Below are 23154 nucleotides of genomic sequence, written 5' to 3' on the forward strand. Positions count from 1 at the left end.
TATAGAAGGTAGCTTTCTTTATTTTTCGTTTGGAATGTAAAATATTTGTCAAATTTCTCATGGGACGCACAAGTAGTTATTGTTATACTAGAATTTACGAAAAAAATGATTATGGGAAATGAGGAGTTTATTCAGTATGGAATGGCGTAATATATATCGCGGTTTTTGTATGGGAGTTAGTGATTTAATTCCTGGTGTGAGCGGCGGGACAATTGCTGTTGTACTAGGGATTTATGAAAGATTGCTTGCGGCAATTAGTGGATTCTTTAGTCGTGAATGGAAAAAACATTTAGGCTTTTTAATTCCGCTTGCTGCTGGTGTGGCGGTGGCACTTTTAACATTAAGTCATGTGATTAAGTATTTGCTGGAATATCATTATGAGCCAACACAGTTTTTCTTCCTTGGTTTAATTTTAAGTATTTTACCAATGTTAATGAAGGAAGCGAATGCAAAGGAAACATTTAAAGCAGGACATATTGTTATACTAATCGTTGCAGCGGCTCTTGTAGCTGTAACAGCATTCTTTAAGCCAGATAAAGCGGCAGATCCAATTACTACGTTAACAATTTTAAATACAATTGGGCTATTTTTGGCAGGATGGATGGCGAGTATGGCTATGCTACTTCCAGGGATTAGCGGATCATTTATTTTATTAATCATTGGTGTATATCCAACAGCGATTAATGCATTAACAACATTAAACCTACCGCTAATTGCAGTCACTGGTGCAGGTGTTATGGTTGGATTTGTGGTGAGTAGTAAAGGGATTAGCTACTTATTAGCACATTTTAAAAGTGCAACATTCGCTGCAATTATTGGGCTTGTCATCGGATCGATTGCAGTAGTATTTCCTGGGATTCCAGCCGGTGGTATGTCGATTGTAAGTTCTATTATTACGTTTATTTTAGGGTTTGCGATTGTATCGTATTTTAGTAAGAAAAAGTGATTGAGAGATAGCTCTCAATCACTTTTTTTGTTATTTGTATTTATATTTTTTGTATTTTTTACCAAGAATATACGAAAGCGATCGTTTTGGTGAAAAAGTTACTTGAGCTTACTTTTCTGCTTTATCTTGCCTCTTAACATTTGGTAGGAAAGTAAACCACCTGTAAAAGTACAATTCATGACGGGCTACTTTACTTTATTTGGGGGTGTCAAATATGAAAGTGTCAATATTTATCACTTGTGTTGCAGATGTTTTTTATCCAGAAGTAGGAAAAGATGTCGTGGAAATTCTTGAAGATTTAGGGTGTGAAGTTGATTTCCCTAAAGACCAAACCTGCTGCGGACAGCCTGCTTATAATAGTGGTTATCATAAAGAAACAAAAACAGCTGCAAAACATATGATTAAAGCTTTTGCTAATTCGGAATATGTTGTAGCGCCATCAGGATCTTGCGCTATGATGGTTCACGAGTTTTCTAGTTTATTTTCTGAAAGTGAAGCAGAGTGGAAGAAAAAAGCTACTGAACTTGCAAATAAAACATATGAATTCACACAGTTTCTTGTTGAAGTATTAGGGAAAGAAGACTTAGGTGCGGAGCTTCATAAAAAAGCAACGGTTCATACATCTTGCCATATGAGCCGATTAATGGGGATTAAGGAACCGCCGCAAAAATTATTAAAATGTGTAAAGGGACTGGAAGTTGTTTCGTTACCACATAATTATGATTGCTGTGGATTTGGGGGCACATTCTCAGTGAAAATGCCAGAAATCTCTGAGCAAATGGTCGATGAAAAAGTAAAGCATATTATGGAAACCGGTGCAGAACTGTTAATCGGGATGGATTGTAGCTGCTTAATGAATATAAAAGGACGTTTAACACGCAATGGTTATCCAATTGATGTAAAGCATATTGCTCAAGTATTAAATGAAGATCGAAAATAAGAGGGGGGATATAAAGATGGGAATGAAAATTGGGAATGATCCTTTTCATAAGCGTGCTGAAACAGGTATAGGGGATCAATTCATGAGACAGGCTGTCAGGAAAGCGCAAGATGGTCTTAGAGGCAAGAAATTAAAAGCTACTGAGAGTCTTGGGAATTGGGAGGAATGGCGAGCTTTAGGGGAAGAAATTCGAAAGCATACATTAGAAAACCTTGATTATTATTTGTATCAACTGAGTGAAAATATTGAGAAAAATGGTGGTTTTGTTTATTTTGCAAAGACTGCAGAAGACGCAAGGGAATATGTAAAAGGGATTGTAAAAAAGAAAAACGCGAAAAAAATTGTGAAATCAAAATCTATGGTAACGGAAGAGATTAGTTTAAATGAAGCGATTGAAGAGGCTGGAGGAGAAGTGTTAGAAACGGACCTTGCCGAATTTATTCTGCAAGTGAACGACCACGATCCTCCATCACATATTGTTGTTCCGTGTCTTCATAAGGATAAAGAACACATTTGTGAAATATTTAAAACAAAGTTAGATTATACTGGAACATCTGATCCTACGGAAATGGCGAGGTTTGTAAGGGATTATTTGCGTGATGATTTTTTTACAGCGGATGTAGGGGTGACAGGATGTAACTTTGCTGTTGCAGAGTCTGGGTCTATTTCTATCGTGGCAAACGAAGGAAATGCAAGACTTACCACGACGCTTCCGAAAACGTTAATTACAGTTATGGGAATGGAACGTATTGTTCCAACATGGGAAGAGCTTGATGTATTAGTAACACTTCTATGCCGAAGTTCTGTAGGACAAAAGTTAACCAGTTATATTACAGGATTAACCGAGCCCGGTGGGACAGACGGACCTGAGGAATTTCATTTAGTCATTGTTGATAATGGTCGTTCTAATATTTCAGGAACAGAATTTCAAAGTATCCTTCAGTGCATTCGCTGTGCGGCTAATGTATGTCCCATATATCGGCATATCGGTGGACATGCGTATGGCTCCATTTATCCAGGACCGATTGGAGCTGTGTTGACACCACTTTTAGGAGGATATGATGAATACAAAGATTTACCTTATGCATCTAGCCTTTGTGGAGCTTGTACAGAAGCGTGTCCAGTGAAAATACCGTTACACGATTTATTAATTAAACATCGCCGCCACATTGTAGAAGAAGCGAAACAATCACCTGTGGCTTGGAACGTTGCTATGAAAGGTTTTGAAAAAGCGGTGAATAGCTCCAGATTATTTTCTCTTGCTGCAAAGACCGCTCCGTATGCATTAAAGCCTCTTACAAAAGGGGACAAGATCGAACGTGGAATCGGTCCGTTAAAAGCTTGGACGGATGCGAGAGATTTTCCAGTTCCAGAAAAACAACCGTTTAGAGATTGGTTTAAAAAACGTGAAAAGGAGAACGATAATGGCCATCCAAAATCGTGAGGAATTTTTATTCCAATTATCAGAAAAGCTTGGCAGAAAACGTCCGGAAGCAGTAAAAAAACCGAACTGGTCTTTTTCTCCGCAGTGGACTGTTTTTGACGGATTAACACAAGATGAACTTGTATTGAAATTAATAGAGCAATGCGAGGTAATCCATACACAAGTTAAGCGAACAACAAAGGCCAGGCTTGTTGAAACATTACAATCTTTTCTCACAGAATGGAATATTCAATCTGCTGTGTATTCTAATGATGAACGGTTTGAGGAATATGGTCTCAGTCAATTTTTAAGCAATGAAGGTACAATGCATTTTCGTAAGTGGGGCTTAGATCATAAAGAAGAGAACATAGAATTTGCGAAAGCTGCTGACCTTGGCATTACGTTCAGTGATATCGCTCTTGCTGAATCAGGAACCGTTGTTCTATTTAATGATGGATTAAAAGGAAGGCACGTTAGTCTTCTTCCTGAGTCATATATTGCAATTGTTCCTAAAAGTACGATTGTGCCAAGGTTAACCCAGGCTACAAAAGTCATTCACCATCAAAATAAAGCGGGAGACAAATTGCCAGCTTGTGTGAATTTCGTTTCTGGTCCGTCAAATAGTGCAGATATTGAAATGAATCTCGTCGTAGGTGTACATGGGCCAATCAGAACAGCGTATATTATTGTGGATGATCAATAAGGATTTACGTCTCTTACCAAATAATGAGTTAAAAGATTTGACTTGATCTTTGTATATTGCGTATAAGATATGCCAATTGTGAGGGATTCTATTTTGTAATCCAAAAGCGATGGGAATTAATTTCCATCGCTTTTTTGTTTCTTTAGGCCGGGAGCTCCTTCATTGTGACAAAGTGTTTTTGATAGTATAATGAAATGAGTATGTGATGAAGAAATTCATCATAAGTAGCTGAGGTGAAGAAACATGCAAAGAGTAACAAACTGTGTGTTAATCAAAGATAATGAAGTTCTCCTATTACAAAAACCTCGTCGGAACTGGTGGGTTGCACCGGGCGGGAAAATGGAACGCGGTGAAACAGTAAGAGATTCCGTTGTTCGCGAATATCGTGAAGAAACAGGTATTTATTTAAAGAACCCAGCGTTAAAGGGGGTCTTCACTTTTGTCATTCAAGAAGGTGATAAAGTTGTTTCTGAATGGATGATGTTCTCCTTTTTAGCGACAGATTTTGCAGGAGAAAACAAATTGGAAAGCGAAGAAGGCATCATTGGCTGGCATACATTTGATAAAATTGATGAGTTAGCAATGGCACCAGGAGATTATCACATTATTGATTATTTAATTAAAGGAAATGGAATAATCTACGGTACGTTTGTATATACACCAGATTTTGAATTACTTTCATATCGATTGGATCCGAGCTAAACCGTCAAGGAGGGGATACAATGACAGCGAATAATGATATTAAAATGGTAATTATTACAGGAATGTCCGGTGCAGGAAAAACAGTAGCCTTACAAAGTTTTGAAGATTTAGGATATTTTTGTGTAGATAACTTACCACCGATGTTATTGCCGAAGTTTGTTGAACTTATGGCAGACTCGAAAGGGAAAATGAATAAAGTGGCACTTGGTATTGATTTACGTGGCCGCGAATTTTTTGAACATTTATGGGGAGCGCTTGATGATTTATCAGAACGCACTTGGATCATTCCTCATATTTTATTTTTAGATGCGAAAGATAGCACGCTTGTAACGCGTTACAAAGAAACGAGACGTTCGCATCCGCTTGCGCCGACTGGTTTGCCGTTAAAAGGGATTGAGGCAGAGCGTGATTTATTAACAGACATGAAGGCAAGAGCTAATATTGTACTCGATACGTCTGAGTTAAAACCGAAAGAATTGCGCGAGAAAATTGTTCATCTGTTTTCAACAGAAAATGAGCAAGCGTTTCGTGTAAATGTGATGTCATTTGGATTTAAGTACGGTATTCCGATTGATGCTGATTTAGTATTTGATGTTCGTTTTTTACCAAATCCATATTATATTCCACAGATGAAGCCTTTAACAGGACTGGATGAAGAAGTTTCGTCATATGTGCTCAAATTTAATGAAACACATAAATTTTTAGAAAAGCTGACGGATCTCATTACTTTCATGCTTCCTCATTATAAAAGAGAAGGTAAGAGTCAACTTGTAATTGCAATTGGATGTACAGGTGGGCAACATCGTTCTGTTACGCTTGCAGAATACCTTGGAAAACATTTGAAACCAGAATATATCGTTCATGTATCTCATCGTGATGTGGAGAAGAGAAAGGGCCATTAGGGGATGAAAAAAGAGAGAAAACCTAAAATTGTCATCATGGGAGGAGGAACTGGACTATCTGTTTTATTAAGAGGATTGAAGAAATATCCTGTTGATATTACAGCAGTTGTTACAGTAGCTGATGATGGTGGCAGTTCAGGTAGATTGCGTGATGAGTTAGAAATTCCACCACCAGGCGACATTCGTAACGTACTTGTTGCGTTATCAGATGTAGAGCCGCTTGTGGAAGCTTTATTTCAACATCGTTTTACATCCGGAGAAGGTTTAACGGGTCATGCATTAGGTAATTTATTGCTAGCTGGGATGACGTCGATTACAGGAGACTTTTTCCATGCTATTACAGAAACGAGTAAGGTGTTAAATGTAAGAGGGCGTGTTTTACCAGCGGCCAACCAAAGTGTTGTGCTTCATGCAGAACTGGAAGATGGGCAAATTGTAACAGGTGAATCGAAAATCCCGTATTTTGGGAAAAAGATTAATCGTGTGTTTTTAACACCGGGTGATGTAGAACCACTGTCTGAGACATTGATGGAGATTCAGCGGGCTGATTTGCTTGTTTTTGGTCCTGGTAGTTTGTATACAAGTATCTTACCGAATTTAATCGTGAAAAAAATCGGGGACGCTGTTCTTACTGCAAAGGCGAAAAAGGTATATGTATGTAATGTCATGACACAAGCCGGTGAAACGATGGGGTATACAGCATTTGATCATGTGCAAGCTTTGCATGATCATCTTGGAGCACCTTTCATCGATACAGCGATTGTAAATAATCATGATATTCCTGCTGAATTACGTAAACTGTATGCAAAAGAGCTGTCTGAACCTGTTGTAGTTGATGAAGATCGTTTTGCTGAAAGTAAGATTCGTTTAATTCAAGATGAATTAGCAAAGTATGATGATCAAGTTGTAAGACATGATACATTAAAACTAGCTTCTATTTTATATTCGTTGTTATAAGCATGCGTTATCTCTTTATGAGATAACGCTACTCATTCATATAGGACAAAATTGTTGTTCCCAAATATCGTATAAGGAGGTGGGGCTGTGTCATTTGCATCAGAAACAAAGAAAGAGCTGACAAAGCTTGAGATGAAGGAGTGCTGTGAGAAAGCGGAGTTATCAGCATTGCTTCGAATGAACGGATCACTTTCTTTTTCAAACCGTCGTCTTTCGATTGATATTCAAACAGAAAATGCAGCAATTGCCAGAAGAATTTACACATTGCTGAAAAAAGGATATGACGTAACGGTAGAATTACTTGTTCGTAAAAAGATGCGACTTAAGAAAAATAATGTATATATCGTTCGGCTTGTTGAAAAATCACGTGAAATATTAGCGGATTTGCATATTGTAAGAGAAGACTTTTCATTTATTCGCAATATCTCGCAGGAATTGATTGAAAAGAAATGCTGTAAACGATCGTATTTAAGAGGTGCATTTTTAGCAGGTGGTTCAGTAAATAACCCAGAAACATCATCTTATCACTTAGAGGTCTTTTCGCTATACAAGGAACATAATGATTCTATATGTGAACTGATGAACGGATTTGATTTAAATAGTAAGACGTTGGAAAGGCGTAAAGGGTATATTACGTATTTAAAAGAAGCGGAGAAAATTACGGAGTTCTTAAACATTATTGGTGCACATAATGCGTTGTTAAGATTTGAAGATATTCGTATTGTTCGTGATATGCGTAATTCGGTCAATCGTTTAGTGAATTGCGAAACAGCTAATTTAAATAAAACAATTGGTGCTGCTTTAAGGCAAATCGAAAATATTCGTTACATTGATGAGACGGTGGGAATGGATGTCTTGCCAGATAAACTGCGCGAGATTGCACAATTACGTATTAATTATCAAGATGTAACATTGAAAGAATTAGGCGAGATGGTATCTGGGGGGAAAATCAGTAAATCAGGTATCAATCATCGCTTGCGTAAAATCGATGAAATTGCAGAGAAATTACGCGCGGGGGAACCGGTAGCAAAAAAATAACGGTAAAGGGGAGAAATGGAGCTATGGTTCAAAAACAGGTTGAGGTTGCATTAAAAAACGGCTTGCAAGCACGTCCGGCTGCGTTGTTTGTACAAGAGGCGAATCGTTTTCATGCTGATATTTTCATTGAGAAAGATGGTAAAACAGTCAATGCGAAGAGCATAATGGGAATTATGAGCTTAGCGATTGGATCTGGCAGTAACGTAACGATTATAACAGAAGGGTCAGATGCAGAAGCTGCTTTAGAAGCGTTGGCTGCTTATGTGCAAAATAAACAGTAAAAGCTATCGCATGTAGCGATAGCTTTTTTGGTTGGGTCAATTTGTTGTGTCGAATCGCTGATATATGGTGAGAAATGGTCGATATAAAAAAGGCTATCGCGCGTGACGATAGCCTTTTTGGGTTGCGATTCTAAACGAGCCGCTTCCGCTTTTAGTGATATCCAGCTCCAGCGGCTAGAACAGTCGGTCGTTTCACCCCTTCATTCGAGGCAAAAAGCGCCTCGGAATCAGGGATTCCAACGCCCTCCTGTTCTAAACGAGCCGCTTCCGCTTTTAAGTATATTAACGATTTGTAAAGATTTTATCGATTAAGCCGTATTCTAGTGCTCTTTCTGCTGTCATGAAGTTGTCGCGGTCTGTGTCACGTTGTAGAACTTCTAATGGTTGACCTGTGCGATCAGCAAGAATTTGGTTTAATTTTTCACGTAAGAATAGGATACGTTTTGCAGCGATTTCGATTTCAGTCGCTTGACCTTGTGCTCCGCCAAGTGGTTGGTGAATCATTACTTCACTGTTTGGAAGTGCATAACGTTTTCCTTTTTCACCTGCTGCAAGTAGGAAAGCACCCATAGATGCTGCCATACCGATACAAATTGTTGATACTTGTGGTTTAATAAACTGCATTGTATCGTAAATTGCCATACCTGCTGTGATAGAACCGCCAGGACTGTTGATGTAGATGTGAATATCTTTTTCTGGATCCTGAGATTCCAGGAATAAAAGCTGGGAAACGATTGAGTTTGCTACGTTGTCATCAATTGCGCTACCAAGCATAATGATGCGGTCTTTTAATAGTCGAGAGTAAATATCGTAAGCGCGTTCTCCACGATTTGTTTGTTCAATTACTGTAGGAATTAAATTCATCTGTTATTTCCTCCTTTGAAAGCTTTCTTAGTCTTATAATACAATTATGGTCAATAAAGGTCAAACGAAACCACTTTAAATCAAAAAAATATGTAGTTGTATCATGATTTATTCGCTATGTTTTTGGAATTCCCTGCTTATGTATCTTCAACATCATAACCGAATTATATAAATTTAAACGTAATAGGAGAAGTATAGTATTCGCAAAAAACAAAAGAACGCCTTTTTCGTAGAAGCGTCCTTTTGTTTCCTATTCTTTTAAGAGGTAGGTTACTTTATTTAAAACATGTTCGATTTGTTTTGCATTTTTGCTATACATTTGACTTGCTGATTTCGATTTTGTTTCTAAAGAAAATAATTCAAGATCAGCATGACATTTTTTTAAAGAAGCTAATAGCAATGGCTTATTTTGAGGCGAAGGCATTTGGATTTTGTCATTATAGATGTCGACAGTAAGTTGTCCGTAAGAGTCGATTTGTCCAAGAAAGACATTTTCTATTACAACTCCAATCTTCTCTAACTCCATGTGAAGCCAAGCGCGATTATGACCGCTAGCTGAAAGTGGTTCATCTAGTACATTGCCATCCATAATTACTGTATGTGTTTCCTTTTCGTTCGGCACTTTTAGTCCGATGTCTTTTGCGGTTAGTGGTTGTCTATCCTTTTTCAATAAGACGTTTAATTCGCCATTTGGCTCTAATACAGCAAATTCAACATCAGCTATGTTGAATACATCTTTTTTACGAAGGAGTTCGAGTAATTCATCGCTTGTATATTTTTCCTTTTTCAAATTATCTTCGAGTACTTTTCCATCTTTTATAAAAACAGTAGATTTTCCCTCAAAGAAGTCTCTTACTGTTTTGTTTTTTAAAGAAGCAAGTCCAGCGAAAAAAGGTACGATCGCAAAAACAAGTATACTGGAAACACCGTGGAAAAAGTTTTGTTCTAGCCCAGTCGATACTTCAGCAGCGATATCACCAATTGTCATACCGGCTATGTATTCGAAAAAAGAAAGCTGAGAGATTTGTCTTTTTCCAAGCCATTTTGTGATAGCGAATAAAATAATCAAGATACATAAAGAACGTATAATGACAAGTGGCCATTCTGGTATGTGAATGTGAGGCATATAAATTCCCTCCAGTTTGCCTAAAATCCTTTATATTGTGGTTCTTCCCGTTCTAACATCGAAATTCTGTTCTTTAAATCAGCAATAACACTATCCATTTCTAACATACATTCATGGAAAACGCGTTTTGCTTCTTCGTCAGCCGCGTCTTGTGAAAGGGTACTTAAACTTGCTTGTGCACCTTTTAAACTAGCGAGACATGTTTTTACACTAGCAACAACGGTCATGGGAACACCTCTTATCCTTTTGGTTTAAATAGTAATGCGCCGATAAATCCGAATATAATGGCTGCGGAGATACCAGCACTTGTTACTTTAAACATACCTGTTATAACGCCGACAATCCCGTGCTTTGCCGCTTCTGCCATTGCTCCATGAACAAGGGCGTTTCCGAAACTTGTAATCGGAACGGTTGCCCCAGCTCCGGCAAAATCGATTAGTGGTTCATATAAATTAAATCCATCTAATATAGCACCAGCAACAACAAGTGTTGCCATTGTGTGAGCGGGCGTGAGCTTACCGACATCAAACATAAGCTGCCCGATTACGCAGATGAGTCCACCGATGACAAAAGCCCAGAAAAATATCATTGCTCTACACCTCCAAATTCAATCGATACGGCATGGGCGATGCACGGAATGGTTTCTTCTTGTTGAAATGTAAGAGGAGACAATAAAGCGCCGGTCGCTACGACAAGCATCCTTTTGAACTCACCCTTCTTCATTCGGTTTAATAAATGTCCGTATACGACTGTTGCTGAACAACCTGCCCCGCTTCCACCAGCTAATACGGGTTGGCCTTCCCGATAAATGAGCAATCCACAATCTTGAAATTGCTCGCTCTTTACTTTTGTTCCGTGCTTATGCAGTAAATCATAGGAAATTTCACGTCCGACATGACCTAGGTCGCCCGTTACGATTAAATCATAGTGAGATGCATCAATTTGCATATCGCGTAAATGTGCTTCGATTGTATCGACAGCAGCTGGAGCCATCGCGCCTCCCATGTTAAAGGGGTCAGTTAAGCCCATATCAACAATCCGTCCAATTGTTGCGGATGTCACACGCGGTCCATCTCCTGTACTACTTAAAAGCGCAGCACCAGCACCAGTTACGGTCCATTGAGCGGTAGGTGGTTTTTGACCGCCGTATTCAGTTGGATAGCGGAATTGTTTTTCCACGGCTGTATTATGACTTGATGAACCTGTTAATAAATATTTTGCACCTTTTGCATTTACAATGCTTGCACCGAGAGCAAGGCCTTCCATAGAAGTAGAGCAAGCACCAAATAATCCAAGATAAGGAGTGCCAAGTGTACGACAAGCAAAGCTTGAAGGTGTAATTTGGTTAATTAAGTCTCCGGCGAGTACAAATTGAATATCTTCTTTACGAAGTCTTGCTTTTTCCGTTGCACGGCTACAAGCTTCTTCAAATAAAATTTTATGCGCCTTTTCATAAGAATCTTGTCCGAGCCATAAATCTTCATGAAGAGTATCAAAGTCTTCAGGGATTTTTCCTTTTGCTTCAAATGGCCCACCGACTACACCTGTTGAGATGATAACTGGTTTGTTTTCAAATACCCATGTTCGGTGTCCTTGTAACATTTACAAGCCTCCCCATTGAACAAGAATGGTTTTAATAAGAGCGATTACGAAAGCAGAAAATACACCAAATAAAATAACGGATCCTGCTAATTTAAACATGTTGCCACCTACCCCAAGGACAAAGCCTTCCGTTCGGTGTTCGATGCATGCGGCGATAACAGAATTGCCAAAACCAGTAACCGGTACGGCTGTACCAGCGCCAGCAAATTGTCCAAGACGGTCATACACACCGAATCCAGTTAGCAACATAGAGATGAAAATGAGTGTCGCTACTGTTGGGTTTCCTGCAGACCTTTCAGTGAAATCGAAATAGGTGATATAAAAGGTAGAGATGAGTTGGCCGATAAAACAGATAAGACCGCCAACAAAAAAAGCTTTTATACAATTTTTTAAAACAGGCCGTTTCGGTTCGCGCTGTTGTGCAAATTTTTTATATTCCTGTTGTACAGGTGTTAAATTTTTGTCTTTACTGGACATTTGGATCCTTCCTTTTCTTTTAGAAAACGTACAATTACGTATCGGATTTCACTTCTGATTGAATGAGTTTTAATTGCTTTTTGATCTGATCCTTGTTTACTTCTTTTTTCTTAATTTTGTTCTCCAGGTTATCTAATAGCATGAAAATTTTTCGATCTGTACTTACTTGAATATTGAAAGTAGGATACTCATCGCTCAATTGTTTTTTGATTTTGGTGCGCAGAGGTTTTAAACCGAATCTTTCGTGATGCTCTGGTTTGACAGCTATGTAAAGATCTAAGTTGGAGTTAACGGCTGTGGCTTTTATTATTTCCTCCATAGCAAGTACTTTCTTCTTTGCTTCTTGAGAGATAGACTGATTAAAGGATTCTGTACTCATCTTCGTTAACTTTGGACCATTCTTTTCCTCTGTTCGTTTCGCTTCTTCTTTTTTTACTTTTTTATCTAATGGACTACTACCACAGCCGGTAAATGAGCTGAGTAGTAGTACGAATAACGCGGTTATGATTCCAAGTTTTCGCATTACGATCATTCCATTTCTATTGCTTTATGTAATCTGAGTGAAAAAGGATGATATGGAATCATCCTTTTTCTGTTTCTCAAAAAGTGAGTGCCATGAGATGGTATAGTACTTTCACTTATTGTTGTCCGTATTGAGGCTCTTCTTGCTGAACTTCATCAACACGTGGGTTTAAAGAATCAATAATAGATTGTGTTTGTTGTGCAGCTGTTTGGAAAAGTTGTTTTGCTTGTTGGTTGTCCGTATCAAGAGCGAACCCCTCTAAGCTTGCTTGCGCACTTTTTAATCCAGAAACAGTTTGTTTTAATTTTGTAATTACAGTCATTGAATGAAGCCTCCTTAAGAATATGAATTCAATGATTATAATTTGTGAGTAGCCCCAAAAATATAATTACCAAATTTAGGATTGACGATTTGTTTTTGAAGAAATAGTGAGGAGAGCTTTTTTATATGATAGTAGTTGCGTACATTGACATAAGAAGATATAATTACCAATATATCGTTTATGCGCCCATAGCTCAGTCGGATAGAGCGGTGGTTTCCGGTACCACGTCTGCCGGGGGTTCGAATCCCTCTGGGCGCGTCAAAAAGTCTTAACTTACATTTGTAGGTTAGGACTTTTTTATTTCCTTCTTGTTATATCTGTTCATAAGATTTACTATTAGTATGTGGTTATAAAAAATGATTGTTATATATTCATTTTGATTTTCAAGCGTATCAGTCGCCGTTATGAAGAACAAAAGGTGACCTGCATTTGGTCTCTCTCTTTGTTTTCACTTGGCACGGGGCTAGGCACTGACCGCTTCTTTTTTGAGCGGATCCTCTCTTCCGCTCAAAAAATAAAGGTTTTATGTCAGTTCTTCAACTTGTATTTATATATATTTTTTATTGTTTTCTTTCAATATTATCCATTTTTCAGTTGTAAGATGTAAATTTCATTAATACATATAAATTAATAATATTTGGAATGGGTATCTGCGCAGGATTCTCCTTTTAGGAAACTTATTGTACAATAGAAACAAGGGGGAGATTAGATTGAAGGCAAGTCTTTTACAAGAACAAAGCTTACGTTTGGCCATGACACAAGAGTTAAGACAAGCGATTACAATGCTCCAATATAATGTGCAGGAATTATCGGAGTTTTTGTATGAGCAATCGTTAGAGAATCCCCTTATTGAGTTAGGCGGCTTTGAGAGGGAGAAGAAAAAGAGCTCAAGTAAAAGTACAGGCAAACAAGTTAATAATCAAATGGAAATTTACAGTGTGGATTCGACAACGATTCAGCAACACTTATTAGATCAAATACAGTATTATAAAATAGATGAAGAGCAGCGAAAAGCAGCTTCTTTCATCATTATGAACATGGATGAGAATGGTTATTTACAAGAAACCAATGAAGAATTAGCAGAACTACTTGCAGCACATATTGATGTAGTGGACTGTTCTATGGAGCTTGTCCAGTCATTAGAGCCAGCAGGGGTGGGAGCGCGTAATATTCAGGAGTGTCTATCACTTCAATTGAAGCGCTTACAAAAACGAGATGAGCTGGCAGAAATGATTGTGGATGAACATTTCGTGTATTTTGTTAAGAAAGATTGGCGGAAACTTATCCATGTTATGAAATGTAATAATGAAGAATTACAATCAGCTGTTGATTGTATTACATCGCTTCAGCCAAAACCAGGGCTTGCGTTTAGCTCTGAAAAACCGCTTTATATTGTTCCTGATATGGCTGTTAAAAAAGACGGCGATCGTCTCGTTTTACAAATGAATGAACGTAACATGCCAAGGATTGAAATTCATTCAGAGTATAGTGCACTTCTTCATAATAGTGAAAGTGAGGTTGCTTCTTATGTATCTGAGAAGTATCAGCATGTGCAGTGGATTATGCGCAGTTTAAAGCAACGGAAACAAACGCTTTTGCAAGTGATGGAAATCATTATGAAGAAACAACGTGATTTCTTTTGGCAGGGGCCAGAGTACTTAAAACCACTCTCCTTAAAAGAAGTAGCTGAAGAACTAAGTGTACATGAATCTACAATTAGCCGTGCTACCCGTAATAAATATGTACAAACGCCGCACGGATTGTTTGAAATGAAGTCATTTTTTAGTAACGCAGTGGTTACAACAGAAGATGAGGCTGTTTCTACAAAGCGTGTTAAACAATTGATGCAAGCGCTTGTAGAAAAAGAAAACAAGAAAAAACCACTTTCAGATCAAAAAATTTCAAAATTGTTAGAAGAAGAGCATGAAATCGTTATTTCAAGAAGAACGGTTGCGAAATATCGAGAACAAATGAATATTCCTGCTTCTTCTCTTCGAAAAACAATTGGATAGGTGAAGAAGATGAAGGTTGTTTTATATACGAAAACGGATTGTGGCCTTTGTGAGAAGGCAAAACAGCTGTTGAAAGAAGTGCAACATGAATATTCTTTTGAAATCGAGGAAATAGATATATATGAAGATGATGAGCTTTTAGAAAAGTATCAAATTATGATTCCTGTTGTGGAAATTGACGGAAAACAGGCGGAATGCGGTGTCATTCACAAAGATGTCATAATAAACTATATAAAGAATGCAGTTAAGAGTTGAATAAGTTTCTATCTCCTGTTACAATAATAAACGTAGCAGGGATTATTTTTTTAAACCTAGTGGGACATAAAATGTCACTACGGGACACGAAGTGACCACGAGGGAAAATGAACCGATGCAGTGAGGAGAAAAGATATGCGCTCATGGATTCAAAATACAAAAAAATTATTACCTGATCTGCTACCTGTTATGCAAACGAGAATGCAAATTCTTCAGCACATTCGTCTCATGCAGCCGATTGGCAGAAGAAATTTATCTGCAAGTCTTGGTATGACAGAACGAGTATTGCGAAGTGAAGTACAAGTTTTGAAAGAACAAAACTTAGTTCACGTCGCCTCTTCTGGAATGACTTTAACAGAAGAAGGAACAACTGTGGTTCTTGCTTTGGAAGACTTTATGAAAGAAATTTCCGGGTTAAAGGTTTTAGAAAAACAACTTAAGGAAACATTAGACTTGGATGAAGTTTTCGTTGTCCCTGGTGATAGTGATGAATCACCCTGGGTCAAACTGGAGATGGGCCGTGCTTGTGTGACTTGTATAAAAGACCATCTGACAGCGAATAATATCGTTGCTGTGGCTGGAGGAACAACGCTAGCTGCTGCTGCGGACATGATGCAACTAGATTGCAAAGATTTACATATGCTATTTGTCCCAGCGCGTGGTGGAATTGGAGAAGGTGTCGAATTAGAGGCCAATACCATTTGTGCGAAGATGGCACAAAATACGATGAGTAATTATCGCTTATTGTATGTTCCAGACCATGTAAGTAGCGAAGCATATGCGTCTATTGTGACAGAGCCTTCTGTGAAAGAAGTTCTTGAGTTGATTCGATCTTCCAATATCGTCATTCATGGAATTGGTGATGCGTTAACAATGGCACGGCGCAGAAATACTTCAGAAGCAGATTGGATGAAAATTAAAGCAAGTGAAGCAGTCGGCGAAGCTTTCGGTTATTACTTCAATGAACAAGGTAATGTCGTTCATAAAGTACAAACAGTAGGTATGCAGCTAAAAGATTTACATCATGTATCTCACGTTGTTGCAGTCGCTGGAGGATCTTCAAAAGCAAAAGCAATACAGGCTGTAATTAAACAAGGGCACACTTCGATTCTAATTACAGATGAAGGTGCAGCGAAACAATTAACAAAGGGTATTACCCTTTAATATAATCCCCCAAGGAGGAAATTTAAATGACTAAAATTGGTATTAATGGATTTGGACGTATCGGACGTAACGTATTCCGCGCAGCTCTTAACAACCCAGAGGTAGAAGTAGTAGCAATCAACGACTTAACAGACGCTAAAACTTTAGCTCACCTTTTAAAATATGACACAGTTCACGGAACTTTAAATGCAGAAGTATCTGCTAACGAAAGCAGCATCGTTGTTAATGGTAAAGAAATTAAAGTTATCGCTGAGCGTGACCCAGCTCAATTACCATGGAGCGACTACGGAGTAGAAATCGTAGTAGAATCTACTGGACGTTTCACTAAGAAAGCAGACGCTGAAAAACACTTAGGTGGATCAGTTAAAAAAGTTATCATCTCTGCACCAGCTTCTGACGAAGATATCACTGTTGTTATGGGTGTTAACCACGAACAATACGATGCAGCTAGCCACAACGTAGTATCTAACGCTTCTTGTACTACAAACTGCTTAGCTCCATTCGCTAAAGTATTAAACGAAAAATTCGGCGTAAAACGCGGAATGATGACAACAATTCACTCTTACACTAACGACCAACAAATCTTAGACTTACCACACAAAGATTTACGTCGTGCTCGTGCAGCAGCTGAAAACATGATCCCAACATCTACTGGTGCAGCTAAAGCTGTAGCATTAGTATTACCAGAACTTAAAGGTAAATTAAACGGTGGCGCAGTACGTGTTCCAACTGCTAACGTTTCTCTTGTTGACTTAGTTGTTGAACTTGACAAAGAAGTAACAGTGGAAGAAATCAATGCAGCATTCAAAGCAGCTGCTGAAGGCGAATTAAAAGGTATCCTTGGATACAGCGAAGAGCCATTAGTATCTATCGACTATAACGGATGCACAAACTCTTCTACAATCGATGCATTATCTACAATGGTAATGGAAGGTAACATGGTTAAAGTACTTTCTTGGTACGATAACGAAACTGGTTACTCTAACCGTGTAGTAGACTTAGCTGCATACATGACTTCTAAAGGTCTTTAATTCTTAAGTTTATAAGTTATCAATGACAAAACGAGGGAGAGGGTTTGTTCCCTCTCTCTCTTCTTTCGTTTTAGAAGCAAATGTGATAAGCTTTTGAATGGGTTTTGTCAATCCTAACTAGTCGGAGGGAAATCCAATGAACAAAAAATCAATTCGTGACGTAGATTTAAAAGGTAAACGAGTATTTTGCCGCGTTGACTTCAACGTACCTATGAAAGATGGCAAAGTTACAGACGAGACTCGTATTCGTGCAGCTCTTCCTACAATTCAATATTTAGTAGAGCAAGGTGCGAAAGTTATTTTAGCAAGTCACTTAGGTCGTCCAAAAGGCCAAGTAGTAGAAGAAATGCGTCTTACTCCAGTAGCTGCACGTTTAGGTGAGCTTCTTGGTAAAGATGTGAAAAAAGCGGACGAAGCATTCGGACCAGCTGTACAAGAAATGGTTGCAGCAATGAACGAAGGCGACGTATTAGTTCTTGAAAACGTACGTTTCTATGCGGGCGAAGAAAAGAACGATGCAGAACTTGCGAAAGAATTTGCAGCTCTTGCTGATCTTTTCGTTAACGATGCATTCGGTGCAGCTCACCGTGCTCATGCTTCTACTGCAGGTATTGCAGACTACCTACCAGCAGTATCTGGTTTCCTAATGGAAAAAGAGTTAGAAGTATTAGGTAAAGCACTTTCTAACCCAGAACGCCCATTTACAGCAATCATCGGTGGTGCGAAAGTAAAAGATAAAATCGGTGTAATTCGTCATCTATTAGACAAAGTAGATAACCTAATTATCGGTGGTGGCCTTGCTTACACATTCGTAAAAGCATTAGGACATGAAATCGGACAATCTCTATGTGAAAATGACAAAATTGACTTAGCAAAAGAGTTTATGGAACTTGCAAAAGAAAAGGGCGTAAACTTCTATATGCCAGTTGATGTTGTAATTACAGAAGAGTTCTCTGAAACTGCAACAACAAAAGTTGTAGGTATCGATGCAATTCCTGAAACTTGGGAAGGCGTGGATATCGGACCGAAAACAAGTGAAATTTATGCTGATGTAATTAAAAACTCTAAGCTTGTTGTATGGAACGGACCAATGGGTGTATTTGAAATGACTCCATTTGCAGAAGGTACAAAAGCAGTAGGACAAGCATTAGCAGATGCAGAAGGTACATACTCTGTTATCGGCGGTGGTGACTCTGCAGCAGCTGTTGAAAAATTCGGTATGGCTGACAAAATGAGCCACATTTCTACTGGCGGCGGTGCGTCATTAGAATTTATGGAAGGTAAAGAACTTCCAGGTGTAGTTTGTCTTAACGACAAATAAGTAGCAGCCAAAGAAAAAGGACGGTGCAAAGCATGCGTAAACCAATTATCGCAGGTAACTGGAAAATGAATAAAACTTTATCTGAAGCAGTTAGCTTCGTAGAGGAAGTAAAAGGTCAAATCCCAGCAGCTTCAGCTGTTGATGCAGTAGTTTGCTCTCCAGCTCTTTTCTTAGAGCGCTTAGTAGCGGCAACTGAAGGAACGGACTTAAAAGTAGGTGCACAAAACATGCACTTCGAAAAAAATGGTGCATTCACTGGCGAAATTAGCCCAGTAGCACTTAGCGACTTAAAAGTGAGCTACGTAGTACTTGGCCACTCTGAGCGTCGTGAAATGTTTGCTGAAACAGACGAAACAGTAAACAAAAAGACTCTTGCAGCATTTGAACATGGTTTAACACCAATCGTTTGCTGTGGTGAAACTTTAGAAGAGCGCGAAAGCGGAAAAACATTTGATCTAGTAGCAGGTCAAGTGACAAAAGCACTTGCAGGTTTAACAGAAGAGCAAGTGAAAGCTACTGTTATCGCATATGAGCCAATTTGGGCGATCGGTACAGGCAAATCTTCTTCTTCTGCAGATGCAAACGAAGTATGTGCGCACATCCGTAAAGTTGTTGCAGAAGCTGTTTCTCCAGCAGCTGCAGAAGCTGTTCGTATTCAATACGGCGGTAGCGTAAAACCAGAAAACATTAAAGAATACATGGCACAATCTGACATCGACGGCGCTTTAGTTGGCGGTGCTAGCTTAGAGCCTGCTTCCTTCTTAGGTCTTCTGGGGGCGGTAAAATGAGAAAGCCAACAGCTTTAATCATTCTTGACGGTTTCGGACTACGTGAAGAAACTTACGGGAATGCTGTAGCACAAGCTAAGAAACCTAATTTTGATGGTTACTGGAACAAGTTCCCTCACACAACGCTTACAGCATGTGGCGAGGCAGTGGGTCTTCCAGAAGGTCAAATGGGTAACTCTGAGGTTGGTCACTTAAATATCGGTGCTGGCCGCGTAGTATATCAAAGCTTAACACGTGTGAACGTTGCAATTCGTGAAGGTGAGTTCGATAAGAACGAAACATTCCAAAATGCAATTAAAAGCGTAAAAGAAAAAGGTACAGCTCTTCATTTATTCGGTTTACTTTCTGATGGTGGTGTGCACAGTCACATGAACCATATGTTTGCTCTTCTTCGCTTAGCAGCAAAAGAAGGCGTGGAGAAAGTATACATCCATGCATTCTTAGATGGCCGCGATGTTGGACCACAAACAGCAAAAGGTTATATCGATGCAACAAATGAAGTAATTAAAGAAACAGGAGTAGGTCAATTCGCAACAATCTCTGGTCGTTATTACTCCATGGACCGTGACAAGCGTTGGGATCGCGTTGAAAAATGTTACCGTGCTATGGTGAATGGCGAAGGACCTACTTATAAATCAGCACATGAATGCGTAGAGGACTCTTATGCAAATGGTATCTATGATGAATTCGTATTGCCATCTGTAATTGTTAATGAAGATGAAACGCCAGTTGCAACAATCAATGATGATGATGCAGTTATCTTCTATAACTTCCGTCCAGACCGCGCAATTCAAATTGCACGTGTATTTACAAATGAAGACTTCCGTGAGTTCGATCGTGGTGAAAAAGTACCTCACATTCCAGAATTCGTTTGTATGACACACTTTAGTGAAACAGTAGATGGTTACGTGGCATTCAAGCCAATGAACCTTGATAACACATTAGGTGAAGTTGTTGCGCAAGCGGGATTAAAACAACTTCGCATCGCGGAAACTGAAAAGTATCCGCACGTTACATTCTTCTTTAGCGGTGGTCGTGAGGCTGAATTCCCAGGAGAAGAGCGTATCTTAATTAACTCACCTAAGGTTGCAACTTATGACTTGAAACCTGAAATGAGCATTTACGAAGTAACCGACGCTTTAGTAAATGAAATCGAAAATGATAAACATGATGTTATCATTCTTAACTTTGCAAACTGTGATATGGTTGGCCATTCTGGGATGATGGAACCAACAATTAAAGCAGTAGAAGCAACTGACGAATGTTTAGGAAAAGTTGTAGAAGCGATTCTTGCAAAAGATGGTGTAGCACTTATTACTGCTGACCATGGTAATGCTGATCAAGAGTTAACTCCTGACGGTGGGCCAATGACAGCTCATACAACGAACCCGGTTCCTTTCATCGTTACGAAAAATGATGTTGAATTACGTGAAGATGGCATCTTAGGAGATATCGCTCCAACAATGCTTACACTTCTAAATGTTGAACAACCGAAAGAAATGACAGGTAAAACAATTATTAAATAATTAAATTGCACATATAAAAGGAGAGAAAATATTATGTCAACAATTATTGATGTTTATGCTCGCGAAGTCCTAGACTCTCGTGGTAACCCAACTGTAGAAGTAGAAGTTTACACAGAAAGTGGCGCATTCGGACGCGCTATCGTACCAAGTGGTGCATCTACTGGTGAGCACGAAGCAGTAGAATTACGTGACGGTGACAAATCTCGTTACCTTGGTAAAGGTGTTGTTAACGCAGTAAACAACGTTAACGAAATTATCGCTCCAGAAATCGTTGGTTTCGACGTAACTGATCAAGCTGGTATCGACAACGCTATGATCGAATTAGATGGCACTCCAAACAAAGGTAAATTAGGCGCTAACGCTATCCTTGGTGTATCTATGGCAGTAGCTCACGCAGCAGCTGACTTTGTAGGTCTTCCATTATACCGTTACCTTGGTGGATTCAATGCAAAACAATTACCAACTCCAATGATGAACATCATCAACGGTGGTTCTCACGCTGATAACAACGTTGACTTCCAAGAGTTCATGATCTTACCAGTTGGTGCTCCAACATTCAAAGAATCAATCCGTATGGGTGCTGAAGTATTCCATGCATTAAAAGCTGTATTACATGACAAAGGTCTTAACACTGCAGTAGGTGACGAAGGTGGATTCGCTCCAAACCTTGGTTCTAACCGTGAAGCATTAGAAGTAATCATCGAAGCTATCGAAAAAGCTGGTTACAAAGCTGGCGAAAACGTATTCTTAGGAATGGACGTTGCTTCTTCTGAGTTCTACAACAAAGAAACTGGTAAATACGATCTTACAGGCGAAGGCCGCAGCATGACTTCTGCAGAAATGGTTGATTTCTACGAAGGTCTTTGCAACGACTTCCCAATCATCTCTATCGAAGATGGTTTAGACGAAAACGACTGGGATGGCCACAAATTATTAACTGACCGTCTTGGCAAAAAAGTTCAATTAGTTGGTGACGATTTATTCGTAACGAACACTCAAAAACTTGCTGAAGGTATCGAAAAAGGTATCTCTAACTCAATCTTAATTAAAGTTAACCAAATCGGTACTTTAACTGAGACTTTCGAAGCAATCGAAATGGCTAAACGTGCTGGTTACACAGCAGTTGTATCTCACCGTTCTGGTGAAACTGAAGATGCTACAATCGCTGACATCGCAGTTGCAACGAATGCTGGCCAAATCAAAACTGGTTCTATGAGCCGTACTGACCGTATTGCTAAGTACAACCAATTATTACGCATCGAAGACGAACTAGGTGAAATCGCTGTTTACGATGGTTTAAAATCTTTCTATAACTTAAAAAAATAATTTAAATGTAGTTTTTAATTGTTTAAATTAAGTGATAAAAAACCTCCTATTTATGATAGGAGGTTTTTTTATATGTTTGTAATGCATGTGAGTTAACATCAATAAAACAATTTAATATAATGAACCTGTGATATAAATAGAAAATGTTTAATCAAGAGAGGAAATGGGGTAATGAGAATGGTTAAACTGACTACAGCGATAGATAATGAGGAATCTAATGAAATTACAGAATGGTTAGAAAAATACATCTTTCCAATTGATTTTCTGGAAGACTGCTACTTTGATGTAAACACCATTTTATATTCAGTCAATTTAGCCAAACATCATACAATAGTATGTTCAATTGTTCATAATTCCGAACCCGCCACTTTTTCTCCAGAAGAGCTAAACGCAGCTATATTAGAAGGGTGTAGAAAAACAGGACTAAATGAAGGGTGTTACTATTTTAACGTTAATGTTCATGATAATATTGCAAGGGTAGTAGAGAGTATTGGATCATATAGCTTAAAGAGAGCAGAAAAGAACTATGCGCTATTCCCATTGTATTACCTATTAACAGAAAACAGAGCAGTTGAAGGTGGCACAAGTTATACGGGGCTTATTGGAAGAAATAAAGATTGGATGCTAACAATTGAATTTGCAACGAAGATAAATTTCATAGTACATGGGAGTAAAGAATTTTGTGATGTAGTATATCAGGCATTATATAAAAAGGACACTAGGTAACGTATTAGTGTTCTTTTTATGTTTTTTAGGACAAATTTTTAGGGATATTGTGAACTTGATTCATATATTTAAAGAAATCTATATGAGGATATTTCTTTTTTAAAATAGTAAATCCTAAAAATCAGAAAATATAAACTTTTCATTTTAGGTCAATGTTTTTGACGTAAATTTCGCTCGGAAACCCAGTCATACCAAGGGT

26 protein-coding genes and 1 tRNA gene are annotated in these 23154 nt (G+C 38.6%); 19 read left to right on the plus strand and 8 right to left on the minus strand.

Annotated features, from left to right (window positions below):
• Positions 1–136: 136 nt before the first annotated feature.
• The 9 genes from BPMYX0001_RS22135 (at position 137) to BPMYX0001_RS22175 (ending at position 7892) form a co-directional block, all read left to right on the plus strand.
• Positions 137–946, plus strand: a complete 810-nt coding sequence (locus BPMYX0001_RS22135; RefSeq protein WP_006096510.1) for a DUF368 domain-containing protein — start codon at positions 137–139, stop codon at positions 944–946.
• A gap of 214 nt (positions 947–1160) precedes the next feature.
• Positions 1161–1886 carry a (Fe-S)-binding protein gene (locus BPMYX0001_RS22140; RefSeq protein ID WP_003201880.1) on the plus strand — a complete coding sequence of 242 codons (726 nt, stop codon included), beginning with the start codon at positions 1161–1163 and terminating at the stop codon, positions 1884–1886.
• A gap of 16 nt (positions 1887–1902) precedes the next feature.
• Positions 1903–3330 (plus strand): LutB/LldF family L-lactate oxidation iron-sulfur protein, encoded by a 1428-nt coding sequence (locus BPMYX0001_RS22145; protein WP_006096511.1) that lies wholly within the window; start codon positions 1903–1905, stop codon positions 3328–3330.
• Positions 3311–4012 (plus strand): LutC/YkgG family protein, encoded by a 702-nt coding sequence (locus tag BPMYX0001_RS22150; protein ID WP_018783320.1) that lies wholly within the window; start codon positions 3311–3313, stop codon positions 4010–4012. Before BPMYX0001_RS22145 ends, BPMYX0001_RS22150 begins: the two co-directional genes overlap by 20 nt.
• Before the next feature lie 243 nt (positions 4013–4255).
• On the plus strand, positions 4256–4714 hold the full coding sequence (locus BPMYX0001_RS22155) for an NUDIX hydrolase (protein WP_001190078.1): 459 nt from the start codon (positions 4256–4258) through the stop codon (positions 4712–4714).
• A 20-nt stretch (positions 4715–4734) separates the two neighbouring features.
• On the plus strand, positions 4735–5616 hold the full coding sequence (rapZ, locus tag BPMYX0001_RS22160) for an RNase adapter RapZ (RefSeq protein WP_003201889.1): 882 nt from the start codon (positions 4735–4737) through the stop codon (positions 5614–5616).
• Positions 5617–5619: 3 nt separating this feature from the next.
• On the plus strand, positions 5620–6573 hold the full coding sequence (locus BPMYX0001_RS22165; RefSeq protein ID WP_003201891.1) for a gluconeogenesis factor YvcK family protein: 954 nt from the start codon (positions 5620–5622) through the stop codon (positions 6571–6573).
• A gap of 87 nt (positions 6574–6660) precedes the next feature.
• A complete protein-coding gene (gene whiA / locus BPMYX0001_RS22170; RefSeq protein ID WP_006096514.1) occupies positions 6661–7611 on the plus strand; it encodes a DNA-binding protein WhiA in 951 nt (316 codons plus the stop codon).
• Positions 7612–7634: 23 nt separating this feature from the next.
• A complete protein-coding gene (locus tag BPMYX0001_RS22175) occupies positions 7635–7892 on the plus strand; it encodes an HPr family phosphocarrier protein (protein ID WP_006096515.1) in 258 nt (85 codons plus the stop codon).
• Positions 7893–8174: 282 nt separating this feature from the next.
• Here BPMYX0001_RS22175 and clpP read toward each other — a convergent pair whose 3' ends face one another.
• The 8 genes from clpP to BPMYX0001_RS22215 form a co-directional block, all read right to left on the minus strand.
• Entirely contained in the window at positions 8175–8756 is a 582-nt protein-coding gene (gene clpP / locus BPMYX0001_RS22180; RefSeq protein ID WP_001049163.1) for an ATP-dependent Clp endopeptidase proteolytic subunit ClpP, read from the minus strand.
• Positions 8757–9006: 250 nt separating this feature from the next.
• Entirely contained in the window at positions 9007–9882 is an 876-nt protein-coding gene (locus BPMYX0001_RS22185) for a DUF421 domain-containing protein (RefSeq protein WP_006096523.1), read from the minus strand.
• Between the two features lie 20 nt (positions 9883–9902).
• Complete coding sequence (locus BPMYX0001_RS22190; RefSeq protein ID WP_003201916.1) at positions 9903–10109, minus strand: DUF1657 domain-containing protein; 207 nt, start codon at positions 10107–10109, stop codon at positions 9903–9905.
• 11 nt (positions 10110–10120) lie between these two features.
• On the minus strand, positions 10121–10471 hold the full coding sequence (gene spoVAE / locus BPMYX0001_RS22195; protein ID WP_016112492.1) for a stage V sporulation protein AE: 351 nt from the start codon (positions 10469–10471) through the stop codon (positions 10121–10123).
• The gene (spoVAD, locus tag BPMYX0001_RS22200) at positions 10468–11484 is read right to left on the minus strand and encodes a stage V sporulation protein AD (RefSeq protein ID WP_003201920.1); all 1017 of its coding nucleotides are present in this window, start codon (positions 11482–11484) and stop codon (positions 10468–10470) included. The genes spoVAE and spoVAD overlap by 4 nt, the downstream gene beginning before the upstream one ends.
• Positions 11485–11961, minus strand: coding sequence for a stage V sporulation protein AC (gene spoVAC, locus BPMYX0001_RS22205; RefSeq protein ID WP_003201921.1), 477 nt, complete (start codon positions 11959–11961; stop codon positions 11485–11487).
• A 34-nt stretch (positions 11962–11995) separates the two neighbouring features.
• Positions 11996–12484 carry a YhcN/YlaJ family sporulation lipoprotein gene (locus BPMYX0001_RS22210; RefSeq protein ID WP_018765091.1) on the minus strand — a complete coding sequence of 163 codons (489 nt, stop codon included), beginning with the start codon at positions 12482–12484 and terminating at the stop codon, positions 11996–11998.
• Positions 12485–12599: 115 nt separating this feature from the next.
• Entirely contained in the window at positions 12600–12806 is a 207-nt protein-coding gene (locus BPMYX0001_RS22215) for a DUF1657 domain-containing protein (protein WP_003201925.1), read from the minus strand.
• 182 nt (positions 12807–12988) lie between these two features.
• On the opposite strand from BPMYX0001_RS22215, the gene BPMYX0001_RS22220 reads away from it, so the two are divergent.
• The 10 genes from BPMYX0001_RS22220 to BPMYX0001_RS22265 all read left to right on the plus strand — a co-directional run bounded on the left by BPMYX0001_RS22220 (position 12989) and on the right by BPMYX0001_RS22265 (position 22955).
• Positions 12989–13064 (plus strand) — tRNA-Arg (locus tag BPMYX0001_RS22220).
• 452 nt (positions 13065–13516) lie between these two features.
• Positions 13517–14818: an RNA polymerase factor sigma-54 gene (gene rpoN, locus BPMYX0001_RS22225; protein WP_033799229.1), complete on the plus strand. Its 1302-nt coding sequence runs from the start codon at positions 13517–13519 to the stop codon at positions 14816–14818.
• A 9-nt stretch (positions 14819–14827) separates the two neighbouring features.
• On the plus strand, positions 14828–15073 hold the full coding sequence (locus BPMYX0001_RS22230) for a glutaredoxin family protein (RefSeq protein ID WP_018765089.1): 246 nt from the start codon (positions 14828–14830) through the stop codon (positions 15071–15073).
• A gap of 135 nt (positions 15074–15208) precedes the next feature.
• Positions 15209–16237 (plus strand): gapA transcriptional regulator CggR, encoded by a 1029-nt coding sequence (gene cggR / locus BPMYX0001_RS22235; RefSeq protein ID WP_018783330.1) that lies wholly within the window; start codon positions 15209–15211, stop codon positions 16235–16237.
• Between the two features lie 26 nt (positions 16238–16263).
• Positions 16264–17268 (plus strand): type I glyceraldehyde-3-phosphate dehydrogenase, encoded by a 1005-nt coding sequence (gene gap / locus BPMYX0001_RS22240; RefSeq protein WP_006096526.1) that lies wholly within the window; start codon positions 16264–16266, stop codon positions 17266–17268.
• Between the two features lie 136 nt (positions 17269–17404).
• Positions 17405–18589: a phosphoglycerate kinase gene (locus BPMYX0001_RS22245; RefSeq protein ID WP_006096527.1), complete on the plus strand. Its 1185-nt coding sequence runs from the start codon at positions 17405–17407 to the stop codon at positions 18587–18589.
• A gap of 32 nt (positions 18590–18621) precedes the next feature.
• On the plus strand, positions 18622–19377 hold the full coding sequence (gene tpiA / locus BPMYX0001_RS22250; RefSeq protein WP_003201936.1) for a triose-phosphate isomerase: 756 nt from the start codon (positions 18622–18624) through the stop codon (positions 19375–19377).
• The gene (gene gpmI / locus BPMYX0001_RS22255) at positions 19374–20903 is read left to right on the plus strand and encodes a 2,3-bisphosphoglycerate-independent phosphoglycerate mutase (protein ID WP_018783332.1); all 1530 of its coding nucleotides are present in this window, start codon (positions 19374–19376) and stop codon (positions 20901–20903) included. Before tpiA ends, gpmI begins: the two co-directional genes overlap by 4 nt.
• Positions 20904–20936: 33 nt before the next feature.
• A complete protein-coding gene (gene eno / locus BPMYX0001_RS22260) occupies positions 20937–22229 on the plus strand; it encodes a phosphopyruvate hydratase (RefSeq protein ID WP_003201939.1) in 1293 nt (430 codons plus the stop codon).
• A gap of 177 nt (positions 22230–22406) precedes the next feature.
• Positions 22407–22955, plus strand: coding sequence for a hypothetical protein (locus tag BPMYX0001_RS22265; RefSeq protein ID WP_240516921.1), 549 nt, complete (start codon positions 22407–22409; stop codon positions 22953–22955).
• The last annotated feature ends 199 nt before the right edge of the window (positions 22956–23154 follow it).

The sequence above is a fragment of the Bacillus pseudomycoides DSM 12442 genome (assembly GCF_000161455.1).
Taxonomy (GTDB): Bacteria; Bacillota; Bacilli; order Bacillales; family Bacillaceae_G; genus Bacillus_A; species Bacillus_A pseudomycoides.

Coding starts and splice junctions, on each gene's coding strand:
- BPMYX0001_RS22135 (WP_006096510.1), top strand. CDS start 137: ATGGAATGGCGTAATATATATCGCGGTTTTTGTATGGGAGTTAGTGAT.
- BPMYX0001_RS22140 (WP_003201880.1), top strand. CDS start 1,161: ATGAAAGTGTCAATATTTATCACTTGTGTTGCAGATGTTTTTTATCCA.
- BPMYX0001_RS22145 (WP_006096511.1), top strand. CDS start 1,903: ATGGGAATGAAAATTGGGAATGATCCTTTTCATAAGCGTGCTGAAACA.
- BPMYX0001_RS22150 (WP_018783320.1), top strand. CDS start 3,311: ATGGCCATCCAAAATCGTGAGGAATTTTTATTCCAATTATCAGAAAAG.
- BPMYX0001_RS22155 (WP_001190078.1), top strand. CDS start 4,256: ATGCAAAGAGTAACAAACTGTGTGTTAATCAAAGATAATGAAGTTCTC.
- rapZ (WP_003201889.1), top strand. CDS start 4,735: ATGACAGCGAATAATGATATTAAAATGGTAATTATTACAGGAATGTCC.
- BPMYX0001_RS22165 (WP_003201891.1), top strand. CDS start 5,620: ATGAAAAAAGAGAGAAAACCTAAAATTGTCATCATGGGAGGAGGAACT.
- BPMYX0001_RS22175 (WP_006096515.1), top strand. CDS start 7,635: ATGGTTCAAAAACAGGTTGAGGTTGCATTAAAAAACGGCTTGCAAGCA.
- clpP (WP_001049163.1), bottom strand. CDS start 8,756: ATGAATTTAATTCCTACAGTAATTGAACAAACAAATCGTGGAGAACGC.
- BPMYX0001_RS22185 (WP_006096523.1), bottom strand. CDS start 9,882: ATGCCTCACATTCACATACCAGAATGGCCACTTGTCATTATACGTTCT.
- BPMYX0001_RS22190 (WP_003201916.1), bottom strand. CDS start 10,109: ATGACCGTTGTTGCTAGTGTAAAAACATGTCTCGCTAGTTTAAAAGGT.
- spoVAE (WP_016112492.1), bottom strand. CDS start 10,471: ATGATATTTTTCTGGGCTTTTGTCATCGGTGGACTCATCTGCGTAATC.
- spoVAD (WP_003201920.1), bottom strand. CDS start 11,484: ATGTTACAAGGACACCGAACATGGGTATTTGAAAACAAACCAGTTATC.
- spoVAC (WP_003201921.1), bottom strand. CDS start 11,961: ATGTCCAGTAAAGACAAAAATTTAACACCTGTACAACAGGAATATAAA.
- BPMYX0001_RS22210 (WP_018765091.1), bottom strand. CDS start 12,484: ATGCGAAAACTTGGAATCATAACCGCGTTATTCGTACTACTACTCAGC.
- BPMYX0001_RS22215 (WP_003201925.1), bottom strand. CDS start 12,806: ATGACTGTAATTACAAAATTAAAACAAACTGTTTCTGGATTAAAAAGT.
- BPMYX0001_RS22230 (WP_018765089.1), top strand. CDS start 14,828: ATGAAGGTTGTTTTATATACGAAAACGGATTGTGGCCTTTGTGAGAAG.
- cggR (WP_018783330.1), top strand. CDS start 15,209: ATGCGCTCATGGATTCAAAATACAAAAAAATTATTACCTGATCTGCTA.
- gap (WP_006096526.1), top strand. CDS start 16,264: ATGACTAAAATTGGTATTAATGGATTTGGACGTATCGGACGTAACGTA.
- BPMYX0001_RS22245 (WP_006096527.1), top strand. CDS start 17,405: ATGAACAAAAAATCAATTCGTGACGTAGATTTAAAAGGTAAACGAGTA.
- tpiA (WP_003201936.1), top strand. CDS start 18,622: ATGCGTAAACCAATTATCGCAGGTAACTGGAAAATGAATAAAACTTTA.
- gpmI (WP_018783332.1), top strand. CDS start 19,374: ATGAGAAAGCCAACAGCTTTAATCATTCTTGACGGTTTCGGACTACGT.
- eno (WP_003201939.1), top strand. CDS start 20,937: ATGTCAACAATTATTGATGTTTATGCTCGCGAAGTCCTAGACTCTCGT.
- BPMYX0001_RS22265 (WP_240516921.1), top strand. CDS start 22,407: ATGGTTAAACTGACTACAGCGATAGATAATGAGGAATCTAATGAAATT.